Below are 13,626 nucleotides of genomic sequence, written 5' to 3'. Positions count from 1 at the left end.
TTGCAATGTAATGAGAAGGCTACCTATTTTTTATACTTCTTTCACAAAAACCGGCATAACCTTGGCCGAATAAGCCACTGTCAATCACTACGGCACGGAAGACTGAGCCCCCGCAGACAACTCTGACTTGACGCAACACACCCACTTTCTGCCCGCGCACTTGATGCAAAAATTTTCTTTGCGTCTACGCTGGCAATGGAACCAATTAAATCAATGGGTTCTGTCATTTTCCTGTATCACCGAGGTGCTCATGAGTGAGGCGTTTCTCCCTTTCTCGCGTCCTAGTATGGGCGACGAGGAAATTGCGGCTGTCGAAAAGGTCCTGCGTTCGGGCTGGATCACCACCGGCCCACAAAACCAGGCACTTGAAGAGCAGTTCGCACAGTACGTCGGTTGCCGCCATGCGGTAGCCCTGTCATCGGCCACTGGCGGTATGCACATCGCTTTGCTGGCACTGGGTATCGGCCCTGGGGATGAAGTCATTACCCCGTCGCAGACCTGGGTGTCCACGGCCAACATGATTTCACTGCTCGGTGCCACGCCGGTATTCGTCGATGTCGACCGCGATACCCTGATGACCGATGCGGCGCGCATAGAGGCGGCGATCACTCCGCGAACCAAGGCCATCATCCCGGTTCACTACGCTGGCGCAGCTTTCGACCTCGACCCCCTGTACGCCCTCGCCGACAAGCATGGCATCGCTGTCATCGAAGACGCCGCCCACGCTGCCGGCACCCGTTACAAGGGCCGCCATGTCGGTGCCCAAGGCACGGCAATCTTCTCGTTCCATGCAATCAAGAACATGACCTGCGCCGAAGGCGCCATGTTCGTCAGCGATGACGAAGCCCTGGCCAGCCGCGTGCGCATGCTCAAGTTCCATGGCCTGGGTGTCGATGCCTACGACCGCCTGACCCATGGCCGCAAGCCCCAGGCCCAGGTCATCGAGCCCGGCTTCAAGTACAACCTTGCCGACATCAACGCCGCCATCGCCCTGGTGCAGCTCAAGCGCCTGGATGCCATCAACGCCCGCCGTACCGAACTGGCCGGCCTCTACCAGCAGCGTCTGGCAGGCCTGCCAGTGCAGCCCCTGGCCGTGCCGGGCTACGACCAGCAGCACGCCTGGCACCTGTTCATCCTGCGCATCGACAGCGAACGCTGCGGCCTCGACCGCGAAGCCTTCATGAAAGGCTTGCAGGAGCGCGGCATCGGCACCGGCATCCACTTCATCGCCACCCACCTGCACACCTGGTACCGCCAGCGCGATCCGCAGCTCTCGCTGCCAAACACCGAATGGAACTCGGCGCGGTTGTGCTCCATTCCGTTGTTCCCTGACATGACCGACCACGACCTCGACCGGGTCGTCACCGCCATTGAACAGCTTGTGGGAAATCGCTCGTGAGACCTTACCCGATCCATTGTGTGTCCATCGTCATCCCGGTCTACAACGAGCAGGAAAGCCTGCCTGAGCTGCTGCGCCGCACAGGCGCCGCCTGCCAGCAGTTGCGTCACCCCTATGAAATCGTGCTGGTCGACGACGGCAGCCGCGACGACTCCGCGCACATTCTCGAAGAAGCCGCCAAGGCCGAGAACAGCCCGTTCGTGGCGGTGATCCTCAACCGCAACTACGGCCAGCACGCAGCGATCATGGCCGGTTTCGAGCAGTGCAAGGGCGACGTGGTGATCACCCTCGACGCCGACCTGCAAAACCCGCCGGAAGAAATCCCGCGCCTGGTCGCCGAAGCCGAACGCGGTTTCGACGTGGTCGGCACGGTGCGCAGCAACCGCCAGGACTCGGCCATGCGCCGCTGGCCATCGAAGGTGATCAACTACGCGGTGAAGCGCTCCACAGGCGTTGCCATGAGCGACTACGGCTGCATGCTGCGCGCCTACCGGCGCACGGTGATCGACGCCATGCTCGCTTGCCGCGAGCGCAGCACCTTCATCCCGATCCTGGCCAACAGCTTCGCCCGCCACACCACCGAAATCCTGGTGACCCACGCCGAACGTGAACACGGGGATTCGAAGTACAGCCCGATGCGCCTGATCAGCCTGATGTTCGACCTGATCACCTGCATGACCACCACGCCGTTGCGCCTGCTGAGCATCGTCGGTTTCAGCATGGCCGCGCTCGGCGTGCTGTTTGCCATGGTGCTGATCGTGCTGCGCCTGGCGTTCGGCCCGGGCTGGGCCGGTGATGGCCTGTTCGTCCTTTTCGCCGTGTTGTTCGTGTTCACCGGTGGCCAGTTCATCGGCATGGGGCTGCTCGGCGAGTACCTGGGGCGCATGTACAGCGACGTGCGCGCCCGCCCGCGATTCTTCATCGAAAAAGTGCTGCGCAGCGGCCCGCCGCCTGTTCCGGCACAAAACGTCACCGTTGACGGTTTCAACTCCTCTACTTCTGGTCAGGTTCACTCATGAGTGCAAAAACAGTTGTCTTCGCGTACCACGATATCGGCTGCGCCGGCATTGAAGCCCTGCTCGACAGCGGCTATGACATCGCAGCGGTGTTCACTCATGCCGACGATCCCAAGGAAAACACCTTCTACGCCTCGGTCGCACAGCTGTGTGCACGCAAAGGCATCCCGGTGCACGCGCCGGAGGACGTCAACCACCCGCTGTGGGTTGAGCGCATCAGCCAGCTGGCCCCGGACTACCTGTTCTCCTTCTACTACCGCAACCTGCTGAGCGAACCGCTGCTAGCCACCGGCCGCAAGGGCGCCTTCAACCTGCATGGCTCGCTGCTGCCGCGCTACCGCGGCCGTGCACCAGCCAACTGGGTGCTGGTCAACGGCGAGCGTGAAACCGGCGTGACCCTGCACCGCATGGTCAAGCGCGCTGACGCCGGCGCCATCGTCGCCCAACTGCGGGTGGCCATCGAGCGTAGCGACACTGCACTGAGCCTGCATGGCAAACTTCGCGCCGCAGCCGCCGACCTGCTGCGCGACACCTTGCCAAACCTGCGCCTGGGCAAGGTCAGCGAAACCCCGCAGGATGAGTCCAAGGCTACGGTGTTCGGCCGTCGCACCGCAGCTGATGGCCGGCTGAACTGGCAACAGCCTGCCGAAACCCTGTTCAACCTGGTACGTGCGGTGACCCAGCCCTACCCAGGTGCGTTCTGCCCGGTCGGCGAGCACAAACTGATCGTCTGGAGCGCCGACGTGGTCAAGGGCAACGATGGCCTGGCCCCTGGCCGGGTAATCAGCACCGACCCACTGCGCATTGCCTGTGGCGAAGACTCGCTGGTGATCAGCGCCGGTCAGCGCAATGACAACGGCCTGTACCTGAGCGGCCCGCAGCTGGCCGCTGAACTGGGCCTGGTCGAAGGCTCGCTGCTGCGCGGCGCCGATTCGCGCAGCGCCAAGCGCCGCACCCGGGTATTGATCCTTGGCGTCAACGGTTTCATCGGCAACCATCTGTCCGAGCGCCTGCTCAGCGACGAGCGTTACGAAGTCTACGGCCTGGACATCGGTTCCGACGCCATCGAACGCCTGCGCAACCACCCGCGTTTCCACTTCGTCGAAGGCGATATCAGCATTCACTCCGAGTGGATCGAGTACCACATCAAGAAGTGTGACGTGGTGCTGCCACTGGTGGCCATCGCCACGCCGATCGAATACACCCGCAACCCGCTGCGCGTGTTCGAGCTGGACTTCGAAGAAAACCTGCGCCTGGTGCGCTACTGCGTCAAATACAACAAGCGCGTGATCTTCCCGTCGACCTCCGAGGTCTACGGCATGTGCCAGGACCAGAACTTCGATGAAGACACCTCCAACCTGGTAGTCGGGCCGATCAACAAGCAGCGCTGGATCTACTCGGTATCCAAGCAGCTGCTCGACCGGGTCATCTGGGCCTATGGGCAGAAAGGCCTGAACTTCACCCTGTTCCGCCCATTCAACTGGATGGGCCCACGCCTGGACCGCCTGGACTCCGCGCGTATCGGCAGCTCCCGGGCCATCACCCAGCTGATCCTGAACCTGGTTGAAGGCACGCCGATCCGCCTGTTCGACGGCGGCGCGCAAAAACGCTGCTTCACCGACATCGCCGACGGCGTCGAGGCCCTGGCACGGATCATCGACAACGACAACGATGCCTGCAACGGCCAGATCATCAACATCGGCAACCCGGACAACGAAGCCAGCATCCGCCAGCTTGGCGAAGAGCTGCTGCGCCAGTTCGAGGCCCACCCGCTGCGCAGCCACTTCCCACCGTTTGCCGGGTTCCGCGATGTCGAGAGCAAGGCCTTCTACGGCGGCGGCTACCAGGACGTGTCCCACCGTAAGCCAAGCATCGCCAACGCCAAGCGCCTGCTGAACTGGGAGCCGACCGTGGAGATGCGCGAGACCATCGGCAACACCCTGGACTTCTTCCTGCGTGAAGCCATGCGCGAGATCGAGGCCCGTCCGGCAGAAGAAGCACGCTGATGCAGGCAGGGTTGCGCATCGATGTCGATACCTACCGCGGCACCCGTGAAGGTGTGCCGCGCCTGCTGGATCTGCTGGACGAGGCACAGGTCAAGGCGACGTTCTTCTTCAGTGTCGGGCCGGACAACATGGGGCGCCACTTGTGGCGCCTGATCCGCCCGCAGTTCCTGTGGAAGATGCTGCGCTCCAATGCCGCCGGGCTGTACGGCTGGGACATTCTCCTGGCCGGCACCGCCTGGCCCGGCAAGCCGATTGGCCGCGACCTCGGGCACCTGATGCGTCAGGCCCGGGACGCCGGCCACGAGGTTGGCCTGCACGCCTGGGACCACCACGGCTGGCAGGCCAATGCCGGGCACTGGAGCATGGCGCAGCTGACCGAGCAGATCCGTCAGGGCGTCGACACCCTCAGTGACATCCTCGGCGCGCCAGTGGACTGTTCGGCCGTCGCCGGTTGGCGCGCGGACGAGCGGGTCACCGAGGCCAAGCAGGCTTTCGGCTTCCGCTACAACAGCGATTGCCGCGGTAGCAGCCTGTTCCGCCCCCGCCTGGCCGACGGTTCGGCAGGGGCGCCGCAGGTTCCGGTGGACATGCCGACCTTCGACGAGGTCGTCGGCCCGCAGGTGGCTGCCGCGCACTTCAACGAATTCATCCTGGGGCGCTTCCGCCCCCAGGCACTCAACGTCTACACCATCCATGCAGAGGTAGAAGGGATTCTGATGGCCCAGGACTTTCGCCAATTGCTGGCCGATGCACGCCAGCGCGAGATTGCGTTCAAACCTTTGGGCGAGTTGCTCCCCGCCTCGCTCGACACCTTGCCCGTTGCCAGTGTGCAGCGCGGCACCCTGCAAGGCCGTGAAGGCTGGCTGGGAGTGCAAGGCTCATGAGCAGACGCTGGACGCTACCGCTGCTGCTCGGCCTGTTCGTGCTGGCCTTCCTGCTGCCACTGGGCGGCCATGGCTTGTGGATCCCCGACGAAACCCGCTACGCCCAGGTCAGCCAGGAGATGCTGCTGACCGGTAACTGGGTCTCGCCCCACTTCATGGGGCTGCGTTACTTCGAAAAACCTGCCGCAGGCTACTGGATGATCGCCCTCAGCCAAGGGCTGTTCGGCCAGAACCTGTTCGGCGTGCGTTTTGCCTCGGCACTGAGTGTCGGGCTGAGCCTGATACTGTGCTACCTGGTGGCACGCCGCCTGTGGAACGACCCGCGCAAGAGCCTGGTCTGCACCCTGGTTTACATGAGCTTCTGCGTCATGGTGGGCCAGGCAGTCTACGCCAACCTCGATCCGCAGTTCACCCTGTGGGTCAACCTCAGCCTGGTAGCCCTGTGGTTCGCCGTGGACAGCCGCAGCAACGGCCAGCGCCTGGCGGCCTGGGCGGTACTGGGGCTGGCTTGCGCCATGGGCTTCATGACCAAGGGCTTTCTCGCCTGGCTGTTGCCGGTGCTGATCGCGCTGCCGTGGATGCTCTGGCAGAAGCGCTGGCGCGAACTGTTGGTATACGGGCCAGTGGCCGTGGTGGTGGCGATCGTTGTCAGCCTGCCCTGGGTGCTGGCGGTGCATGTCCAGGAGCCCGATTACTGGCGGTTCTTCTTCTGGCATGAGCACATCCGCCGGTTTGCCGGTGACGATGCCCAGCACAGTGCCCCCTGGTACTACTACCTGCCGTTGCTGGTGGCCTACAGCCTGCCCTGGGTCGGCGCGCTGCCGCCGGCCCTGAAACAGGCCTGGCAGAGCCGTACCCAGGCCAAGATCGTCTTCTTGCTGCTGTGGCTGCTGATGCCGTTGCTGTTCTTCAGCCTGAGCAAGGGCAAGTTGCCGACCTACATCTTCCCGTGCCTGCTGCCCATGGCCCTGCTGATTGGCCATGCACTGGATGACCGGCTGCGCCTGCAAAAAGGTCGCGCACTGGGCATCAATGGCTGGCTCAACGTGGTGCTGGGCGTGGTCGCCCTGATCGCACTGGCTTGGCTGCAGTTGAAAAAGCCCGTGTACGACCACGAACTGACCGGCATGCTGATGATGTGCGTTGCCCTGGCGGGATGGACTGTCGCCAACCTGGCCCAGGCCCTGTCGCCGCTGCGCTGCTGGGCGGCTCCGGTATTCGGCAGCTTGTTGCTGATGGCCCTGCTGCCGGCGGCACTGCCCAAGTCGGTGGAAGGCAACAAGATGCCTGACCAGTTCATCCTGCAGCACATCGACGAACTGACTGGCGCCACGCACCTGCTGAGCAATGACCTTGGTGCGGCATCGGCACTGGCCTGGCGCCTGCAACAGCCGAATGTGGCGTTCTACAACACCGTCGGCGAACTGAAGTACGGCCTGGCGACCCCTGAAGGCCAGGGGCGCCGGTTGAACGACAAGAACGTCCGCCAGTGGGTCGACGATGCTCGCCGCAGTGGCACGGTCGGCGTGGTGATGCGGGTCAAGGGTGAAGATGAACAGCGTGAGCTCGCCCTGCTGCCCGACGATGGCACGCGCTACCAGCAAGGCAAGATGGTGATCCTCATCCTGCCCAAGGTCGCGCCATGAGCTGGCTACTGCTGCTGGCAGCCTGCCTGCTGACTTGCATGGGCCAGGTAGCGCAGAAGTTCGCCGTGGAAAGCTGGCGTGGGCAGGCGGGGCCGTGGACGGACAAGTTGCGTTCGCCCTGGCTGTGGCTGGCCCTGCTCGCCCTGGGCAGCGGTTTGCTGGTCTGGTTGCTGGTACTGCAGCGCATGGAGGTAGGTATCGCCTACCCGATGCTCAGCCTGAACTTCGTGGTCATCACCCTGATCGCCCGCTTCGGCTTCCATGAAGCGGTCGATCGCCGTCACTGGCTGGGGGTGGCCCTGGTCATCGCCGGCGTGGCCTTGCTGGGGCAGCAATCATGAACCAGCGCCTTGGCATTACCTTCGCCCTGGGGAGTGTGCTGCTGGTCAGCGCCGCCCAGCTGGCCATGCGCTGGAGCATGACCCGCCTGCCGCAGCCTGGTCAGTGGTTGTCGACGCTGACCAGTCAGGGCCTCGATACCCTGGCCGTGGCCGTGGTGCTGGCGGCAATCGCCGCTTACGGCCTGTCGATGCTCTGCTGGCTGCTGGCCCTGCGCGACCTGCCGTTGGGCCGGGCCTACTCGTTGCTGAGCCTGAGCTACGCCCTGGTCTACCTGCTGGCGGCCAGCCTGCCGCTGTTCGACGAATCATTCAGCTTTGGCAAATCACTGGGCGTGGCACTGGTCATGCTCGGGGTCATCACTATCAATACGCGTCCGGCCCGTTCGCCCGCATTAAGGAGTGCTCCATGAAAATTACAGTGTTTGGTAGCGGGTACGTCGGCCTGGTGCAAGCCGCAGTACTGGCCGAGGTTGGCCATGATGTGGTGTGCATGGATGTCGATGAGAAGAAAGTCGAGCTGTTGCGCCAAGGCCATGTCAGCATCTTCGAACCGGGCCTTTCCAGCCTGGTGCGCGAAGGCATGGATGGCGGGCGGCTGCAGTTCACCACCGATGAAAAGCTCGCTGTCGAACATGGCCGCGTCGCCTTCATTGCCGTCGGCACGCCCTCCTGCGCAGACGGCTCGGCGGACCTCAAGTATGTGCTGTCAGTCGGCGATGCAATTGCCCGCCACCGCCAGGAACCGCTGATCCTGGTCGAGAAGTCCACGGTCCCGGTCGGCACCGGCGACACCCTGCGCGCCCACATCAATACGGCGCTGAGTGGCCGTGAGCTGCGTATCGATATCGTTTCCAACCCGGAGTTCCTCAAGGAAGGTTCGGCTGTCGCCGATTGCCGCCGGCCGGACCGTATCGTCATCGGCTGCGAGGGGGAAGACGTGCGCGATGTGATGCGCGACCTCTACTCCCCGTTCAACCGCAACCATGACCGCATCATGTTCATGGACCTGCGCAGCGCCGAGCTGACCAAGTACGCCGCCAACTGCATGCTCGCCACCAAGATCAGCTTCATCAACCAGATCGCCGAGCTGGCCGAACACCTGGGGGCTGATATCGAGTCGGTGCGCCAGGGCATCGGCGCGGACACCCGCATTGGCTACCACTTCATCTACCCAGGCTGCGGCTATGGCGGCTCGTGCTTCCCCAAGGACATGCGCGCGCTGATCCACAGTGCCGAGCAGGTGCATTGCTCCAGCGACCTGCTGCAGGCGGTCGAGGCCATCAACGAGCGCCAGAAGCACAAGCTGTTCGAGCGCATCCATGCGTTCTACAACGGCGACCTTGCAGGCAAGACCTTTGCCTTGTGGGGCCTGGCGTTCAAGCCCAACACCGATGACATGCGCGACGCCCCCAGCCGCGTGCTGCTTGAGTCGCTGTGGGCTGCCGGTGCCAGCGTGCGTGCCTTCGACCCCGAAGCCATGCAGGAAACCCAGCACCTGTACCCGAACGAAGAGAAACTGATGCTGATGGGGACGCCGGAGTCGGTGCTGTCCGGTGCTGACGCGCTGATCATCTGCACCGAATGGCAGCAGTTCAAGGCGCCGGATTTCGAGCTGATTCAGCAGCGCCTGAAGGCACCAGTGATCTTCGACGGGCGCAACCTTTACGATGCCGAGCGCCTGTCGCGCAAAGGGTTCAAGTACTTCCCGATCGGCCGTGGCGATTCTTGCCAGTTGCCGGTTGCCCCGCAACTGCCCCGCCAGGGTTCGAAAGCGGCGTGATGACTCTGCCACTCACCGTTCGCCGGCAGTCCCTGCTTGCAGGGCTGCTGGCGCTGCTGCTGTTCTGCGCCGGGGTGTATGGGCAGGCGCCCATCGGCTTCGACTCGCGCTTCGTGCTGTTCGCCCAGGAGATGCTGCGCCATGGGCCAACGGTGTTCCCGACCACCTATGGGCAACCTTATGCCGACTACACCTCGCTCTCGACGCTGTTCATCTGGCTGTTGTCACTGCCGTTCGGCGCTGTCAACAGCCTGACCGCATGGCTACCCAGCGCCATCGCCGGGGCGCTCATCGTGACCCTGATGTACCGGTTGCTGGCGCCGTTCTCGCTGCGCTGGGCGTGGAGCAGCATCGCCTTGCTGCTGCTGACGGTTACCTTCGTCAGCGAAGTGCGGGCCGTGTCGCAGGACCTCATGCTGGCGGCGGTCGCCTTCAGCGTGTTCTACCTGGGTTATGCCCACGATCAGCGCGGCGCAGGGCGCCGCTGGCCGCTGGTGTTCGGCCTGTTGCTGCTGGGTTTCGGCATTCGCGGGCCGATCGGCCTGGTGGTACCGACCGGCATCCTGTGCAGTTATTACTTGCTCACAGGCCAATGGCGGCGGTTGTTGCTGTTCGGGGGGCTGGCCAGCTTGCTGCTTGTCGCCAGTGTCGGCCTGTTGCTGTGGATGGCAAAAGCCAGTGGCGGCCAGGCGTTTCTGGATGACGTGATCCGCATGCAGTTCATGGGGCGCATGGACGGCAGCGAGGGCGCCAGCAGCGCGCTGTACTATTTCACCAGCTCGCTGGGCAACTACGCGCTGGCCTATCCACTGGCAATCCTGGCGTTGCTCGGCGCGTGGCTGGGCCGTGCACAGCTGCGTGGGCCGTCGCTGCACCTGGTCGGTTATTGCGCGGCCGCAGCACTGCTGGTGATGCTCGGGTTGTCGATCCCGTTGGCCAAGAAGGCCCGCTATCTGCTGCCGATGCTGCCGATGGTTGCGATAATCGCCGCGTACCCGTTCCAGGTCACACAAGGGCGGCTGTTCGCCGGGCTGCGCGGTTTGACCCAGGGGCTTTGGCTGTTGACGCCGGGTCTGATGATGATTGCCGTGCTGGTCGCCCAGCGGCGCTTCCCCGAGCAGATCGGCGCCACCACGGTGCTGCTGGTTGTGCTGGCGGCCCTGCAGTTGTGGGCGCTGTCGCGGCTCTTGCAGTCACGCTGGCGTGCCGAGGTCACTGCTGGCTGCGCGGTCATGGCGTTGTGGTTGGTCTATGTGTCGGTGGTCGAACCAGTGGAGCGCCGCCTGTATGACACCCGCAGCTTCACCCAGGCCGTGCTCGATCAGGTCTCGCAGCAACCTGCCCCGCTGGTGCTGCACCGCCTGGGCCGGGATGCCAAGGCGATCAAGTTCATGGTCAACCTCGACCACGACATGCAACCGCTGTTCAGCGAAACCCCCGCGCAACTGCAAGCTTTGCAGGGGCCTGCCTGGTTGATGATGGATCGCCACGACCTCCGGGCCTTGCAGCAGGCGCGCTTGCAAACGCTGCAGCCGCAACTCATCGGGCGCTTCGACAACAACGACTATGTGCTGGTGTACCTCGGGCACTGAAGCTCCAGCCGCTGTCCATCTAAACCTTGCGAGCGCGCAAGCGCTCGTGATATCGGCCGCCCAATGCACCGCCCCAGGGCATGACCAGGCCGATCACCAGCAGCACGATCAACAGCGTGAGCCCTTCGAACGGGCTGAAAAATTCCAGCACGGCGCAGCCCAGCGTCAGCACCAGGCCCAGGACCGTCAAGACGTCCGGTTTAAGTACCGGGCAGTCGCTGGTCGCCACTGACGAATGCAGAAACCCCACCAGCCACAGGTAAAGCCAGCTGACCACAGATGCAATGAACAACATCAGAAACAACAAATGATGGCCAAACATGGAAATGTGCATGGTCGCTAACCCTGTGCAAGCAAGCCTGTCGCGTTACCGCTGGTTTAAGCCATTCAACATGAAAGTTCCGTCAAAAAAACCTGACCTCAAGCCTGCGCTGTTTAAAATGTCGTTTTCCTATTCGACTTCAAGGAACACCTCTATTGAAAGGCCCGCAGAACTCTCATGCCGAAGCCGTTCTGCTTGAAGCCAGGCAACTGGGCCGCGTAGATCTGCCGAGCCAGGCCACCTTGCTGGCACCCACCGACTTCTGCCTGCGTGCTGGCGAGCGTATAGCCCTGATTGGCGCGTCAGGTTCGGGCAAGAGCGTCCTGCTGCGCACCCTGGCCCTGCTGGATGCCCCCAGCTCAGGTGAAGTGCTGTGGCTGGGCGAACCGCTGACCCCGCCACTGATACCGAATTTTCGCGCCCGCGCCTGCTACCTGACTCAACGTGCCGCGCTGGTGGACGGCAGTGTCATGGACAACCTGCGGCTACCCTTCACGCTCAAGCACAACCGCCACCGCCGCTTCGATGCAGCCCTGGCGGTGCGCCTGCTGGAACTGGCCGGCAAACCAACCGGCTTTACCGACAAGGCCACATTCGACCTGTCCGGGGGCGAGGCGCAGCTGGTTGCCCTGGTCCGGGCACTGCTGCTGGCACCCCAGGTGCTGTTGCTCGACGAGCCGACCTCGGCGCTCGACCCGCAATCGGTGGCTGCAGCAGAGGCGCTGGTCATGAACTGGCTCGAAGAAGCGCCCGATAGTCGCGCCTTCCTGTGGATCACTCACGACCACGCTCAAGCCCAGCGCATCAGTACGCGCACCTTGACCATGCACCAAGGCACCTTGCTGAAATGAACTATCACAACCTTGCCTACACCGACGTGGCGATTGCCGCTGCGCTGATTCTGGTCAACGGCCTGCTGTCGCTGCTGCTGAAGCTGCAACTGGAGCGCCAGTTGCTGTGGGCGTCACTGCGTACCATCACCCAGCTGTTGGCCATTGGCTACATCCTCGGCTGGGTGTTCCAGCATGCCCAGTGGTACATAGTGCTGCCGCTGATGCTGAGCATGACCCTGATCGCCGGCTATTCGGCGGCTGGCAGGGGCCAGCATCGGCATCGGGGCCTGGTGGCCGACAGCGTGCTGTCGGTCGGGCTGAGTTCGTGGCTGGTCACCGCTATCGGCCTGTTCGTGGTGCTGCGTGTGCGCCCCTGGTACGAGCCGCAATATGCCATTCCCATCCTTGGCATGATCCTCGGCAATACCCTCACCGCCGTTGCCTTGGGCATCGACCGCATGACCCGTGAGCTGAGCGCCCAGCGCCCGGTCGTGGACATGGTCCTGTCGCTCGGCGGCACGCGCTGGGAGGCGGCCCGCGCCGCAGCGAGCCAAGCGTTGAAGGCCGGCATGATGCCAACGCTGAACCAGATGTCGGTGGTGGGGATCGTCAGCCTGCCAGGCATGATGACCGGGCAGATACTGGCCGGGCAGGCGCCTGGGGACGCCGTGCGCTACCAGATCGTGATCATGTTCCTGATTGCCGCAGCGTCGGCGCTGGGCACGGTGTGTGCCGTGCTGCTGACCTTCAACCGGCTGTTTTCACCGGCTCATCAGTTCATGGCGCACAAGCTGGGCAGGCGCGGCTGAGCGCGCTCAGGCCAGGCCGCCAAAGCGCTTGTAGAAGCTTTCATTGACATCGGGCAATGGCCCGTCGGCGGTTTCCAGGGCGCTGTTGAGCCAGCTTTCCGCCTTGGCCCAGACCAGGCGATACAGGTTGCGGCACAGCTGGCGGGCTGCGCGGCCTTCCCAGTCACCGGGCAGCAGCTCGTCCGGCAGCTGCGGGTCGCGCAGCAGCAAGCGGCGGTACTCGTGGATCAACAAGGTTCGCGCCAGGAAGCAATCCTGGGCATCGAGCTCGTCCTGTTCTTTCAAGCTCTGCCACAGCGGCCGGAACAGCTGGATGAACTCGCTGTATTGCTGGCCAAGCTCATCGATGCGCCAGCTTTCCCGCACCTGTGCACGCATCGCCTTGGACGCCAGCACTTCCTGGGTATGGGTTTCGAACACGATGCTGTCGTCACTGGCTTCCAGCTCGCGCAAGGTGGCGGCCAGATCGCCGCGATCAGCCCTTGGGCAGCCCAACAGGTTCGGCGCCATGGCACCAAAGCCCTGCCACTCCAGCTCTTCGCGCACGGCCTTGCGTTTGCCAGCCTCCAGCTGAGACAGCAACACCAGCGTCCAGGCGCCATCCCAGGCGGGCTGGCTCGGGCTATAGACGCGCTTGAAAGCCTTTTCGAAACGCCGCCGCCCGGTGCCGGTCAGGCTGTAGTAGCTACGCCGCCCCACCTTCTCGGCGGTCAGCCAGTCTTCCTTGGTCAGGCGGAAGATCGAGGTGCGGATCAGCCGCTCGTTGATGCCGATCGGCTCCAGCAGGTTGATCAGACTGCCCAGCCAGACCGTGCCGCCATGGGGTTCGATGGCATCACCGTAGAGGGTGATGATCAGCGAACTGGCGCGGATCGGGGTCTGCTCCTGGAAGCGGGTGATCAGGTTGTTCAGCGGAACGAGGTTGCTCATGGACGAACTGCGCGCATTGAAAGCACCGACTATACCTGTGCGACGGGTCGCCTGACCATGGCGCGACG

13 protein-coding genes are annotated in these 13,626 nt (G+C 63.6%); 11 read left to right on the top strand and 2 right to left on the bottom strand.

The features are described from left to right. Nucleotides 1–250: 250 nt before the first annotated feature. From arnB to BUQ73_RS12135, 9 genes are read left to right on the top strand one after another with little or no spacing between them, the layout of a single operon-like run. On the top strand, nt 251–1,399 hold the full coding sequence (arnB, locus tag BUQ73_RS12175; protein WP_027917338.1) for a UDP-4-amino-4-deoxy-L-arabinose aminotransferase: 1,149 nt from the start codon (nt 251–253) through the stop codon (nt 1,397–1,399). Next, a complete protein-coding gene (gene arnC, locus BUQ73_RS12170; protein ID WP_079228148.1) occupies nt 1,396–2,418 on the top strand; it encodes an undecaprenyl-phosphate 4-deoxy-4-formamido-L-arabinose transferase in 1,023 nt (340 codons plus the stop codon). The genes arnB and arnC overlap by 4 nt, the downstream gene beginning before the upstream one ends. After that, nucleotides 2,415–4,421 (top strand): bifunctional UDP-4-amino-4-deoxy-L-arabinose formyltransferase/UDP-glucuronic acid oxidase ArnA, encoded by a 2,007-nt coding sequence (gene arnA / locus BUQ73_RS12165; protein ID WP_079228147.1) that lies wholly within the window; start codon nt 2,415–2,417, stop codon nt 4,419–4,421. The genes arnC and arnA overlap by 4 nt, the downstream gene beginning before the upstream one ends. Continuing rightward, nucleotides 4,421–5,305, top strand: a complete 885-nt coding sequence (gene arnD, locus BUQ73_RS12160; protein WP_079228146.1) for a 4-deoxy-4-formamido-L-arabinose-phosphoundecaprenol deformylase — start codon at nt 4,421–4,423, stop codon at nt 5,303–5,305. Before arnA ends, arnD begins: the two co-directional genes overlap by 1 nt. Then, nucleotides 5,302–6,951, top strand: coding sequence for a lipid IV(A) 4-amino-4-deoxy-L-arabinosyltransferase (gene arnT / locus BUQ73_RS12155; RefSeq protein ID WP_079228145.1), 1,650 nt, complete (start codon nt 5,302–5,304; stop codon nt 6,949–6,951). The genes arnD and arnT overlap by 4 nt, the downstream gene beginning before the upstream one ends. Beyond that, the gene (gene arnE, locus BUQ73_RS12150; protein ID WP_079228144.1) at nt 6,948–7,292 is read left to right on the top strand and encodes a 4-amino-4-deoxy-L-arabinose-phosphoundecaprenol flippase subunit ArnE; all 345 of its coding nucleotides are present in this window, start codon (nt 6,948–6,950) and stop codon (nt 7,290–7,292) included. Before arnT ends, arnE begins: the two co-directional genes overlap by 4 nt. After that, a complete protein-coding gene (arnF, locus tag BUQ73_RS12145; RefSeq protein ID WP_079228143.1) occupies nt 7,289–7,702 on the top strand; it encodes a 4-amino-4-deoxy-L-arabinose-phosphoundecaprenol flippase subunit ArnF in 414 nt (137 codons plus the stop codon). Before arnE ends, arnF begins: the two co-directional genes overlap by 4 nt. Further along, nucleotides 7,699–9,072, top strand: coding sequence for a UDP-glucose dehydrogenase family protein (locus tag BUQ73_RS12140; RefSeq protein WP_079228142.1), 1,374 nt, complete (start codon nt 7,699–7,701; stop codon nt 9,070–9,072). Before arnF ends, BUQ73_RS12140 begins: the two co-directional genes overlap by 4 nt. Then, nucleotides 9,072–10,664 carry an ArnT family glycosyltransferase gene (locus BUQ73_RS12135; protein ID WP_192858699.1) on the top strand — a complete coding sequence of 531 codons (1,593 nt, stop codon included), beginning with the start codon at nt 9,072–9,074 and terminating at the stop codon, nt 10,662–10,664. Before BUQ73_RS12140 ends, BUQ73_RS12135 begins: the two co-directional genes overlap by 1 nt. A gap of 19 nt (nt 10,665–10,683) precedes the next feature. Here BUQ73_RS12135 and BUQ73_RS12130 read toward each other — a convergent pair whose 3' ends face one another. Further along, a complete protein-coding gene (locus BUQ73_RS12130; protein ID WP_152031544.1) occupies nt 10,684–10,998 on the bottom strand; it encodes a hypothetical protein in 315 nt (104 codons plus the stop codon). A 143-nt stretch (nt 10,999–11,141) separates the two neighbouring features. Between BUQ73_RS12130 and BUQ73_RS12125 the strand changes: the two genes are divergently transcribed. Next, a complete protein-coding gene (locus BUQ73_RS12125; RefSeq protein WP_079228139.1) occupies nt 11,142–11,837 on the top strand; it encodes an ABC transporter ATP-binding protein in 696 nt (231 codons plus the stop codon). Continuing rightward, a complete protein-coding gene (locus BUQ73_RS12120; RefSeq protein WP_027917348.1) occupies nt 11,834–12,628 on the top strand; it encodes an ABC transporter permease in 795 nt (264 codons plus the stop codon). Before BUQ73_RS12125 ends, BUQ73_RS12120 begins: the two co-directional genes overlap by 4 nt. A gap of 6 nt (nt 12,629–12,634) precedes the next feature. Here BUQ73_RS12120 and paaX read toward each other — a convergent pair whose 3' ends face one another. Continuing rightward, nucleotides 12,635–13,558 carry a phenylacetic acid degradation operon negative regulatory protein PaaX gene (gene paaX, locus BUQ73_RS12115; protein ID WP_192858698.1) on the bottom strand — a complete coding sequence of 308 codons (924 nt, stop codon included), beginning with the start codon at nt 13,556–13,558 and terminating at the stop codon, nt 12,635–12,637. Nucleotides 13,559–13,626: the final 68 nt, after the last annotated feature.

It is taken from the genome of Pseudomonas putida, from assembly GCF_002025705.1.
GTDB classification, from domain to species: domain Bacteria; phylum Pseudomonadota; class Gammaproteobacteria; order Pseudomonadales; family Pseudomonadaceae; genus Aquipseudomonas; species Aquipseudomonas putida_J.
This window is presented reverse-complemented; position numbering and strand designations above follow the sequence as displayed.

What these genes read in the sequence shown, in the direction of transcription:
- arnB (WP_027917338.1), top strand. Translation starts at nt 251, where the DNA reads ATGAGTGAGGCGTTTCTCCCTTTCTCGCGTCCTAGTATGGGCGACGAG.
- arnA (WP_079228147.1), top strand. Translation starts at nt 2,415, where the DNA reads ATGAGTGCAAAAACAGTTGTCTTCGCGTACCACGATATCGGCTGCGCC.
- arnD (WP_079228146.1), top strand. Translation starts at nt 4,421, where the DNA reads ATGCAGGCAGGGTTGCGCATCGATGTCGATACCTACCGCGGCACCCGT.
- arnT (WP_079228145.1), top strand. Translation starts at nt 5,302, where the DNA reads ATGAGCAGACGCTGGACGCTACCGCTGCTGCTCGGCCTGTTCGTGCTG.
- arnE (WP_079228144.1), top strand. Translation starts at nt 6,948, where the DNA reads ATGAGCTGGCTACTGCTGCTGGCAGCCTGCCTGCTGACTTGCATGGGC.
- arnF (WP_079228143.1), top strand. Translation starts at nt 7,289, where the DNA reads ATGAACCAGCGCCTTGGCATTACCTTCGCCCTGGGGAGTGTGCTGCTG.
- BUQ73_RS12140 (WP_079228142.1), top strand. Translation starts at nt 7,699, where the DNA reads ATGAAAATTACAGTGTTTGGTAGCGGGTACGTCGGCCTGGTGCAAGCC.
- BUQ73_RS12135 (WP_192858699.1), top strand. Translation starts at nt 9,072, where the DNA reads ATGACTCTGCCACTCACCGTTCGCCGGCAGTCCCTGCTTGCAGGGCTG.
- BUQ73_RS12130 (WP_152031544.1), bottom strand. Translation starts at nt 10,998, where the DNA reads ATGCACATTTCCATGTTTGGCCATCATTTGTTGTTTCTGATGTTGTTC.
- BUQ73_RS12120 (WP_027917348.1), top strand. Translation starts at nt 11,834, where the DNA reads ATGAACTATCACAACCTTGCCTACACCGACGTGGCGATTGCCGCTGCG.
- paaX (WP_192858698.1), bottom strand. Translation starts at nt 13,558, where the DNA reads ATGAGCAACCTCGTTCCGCTGAACAACCTGATCACCCGCTTCCAGGAG.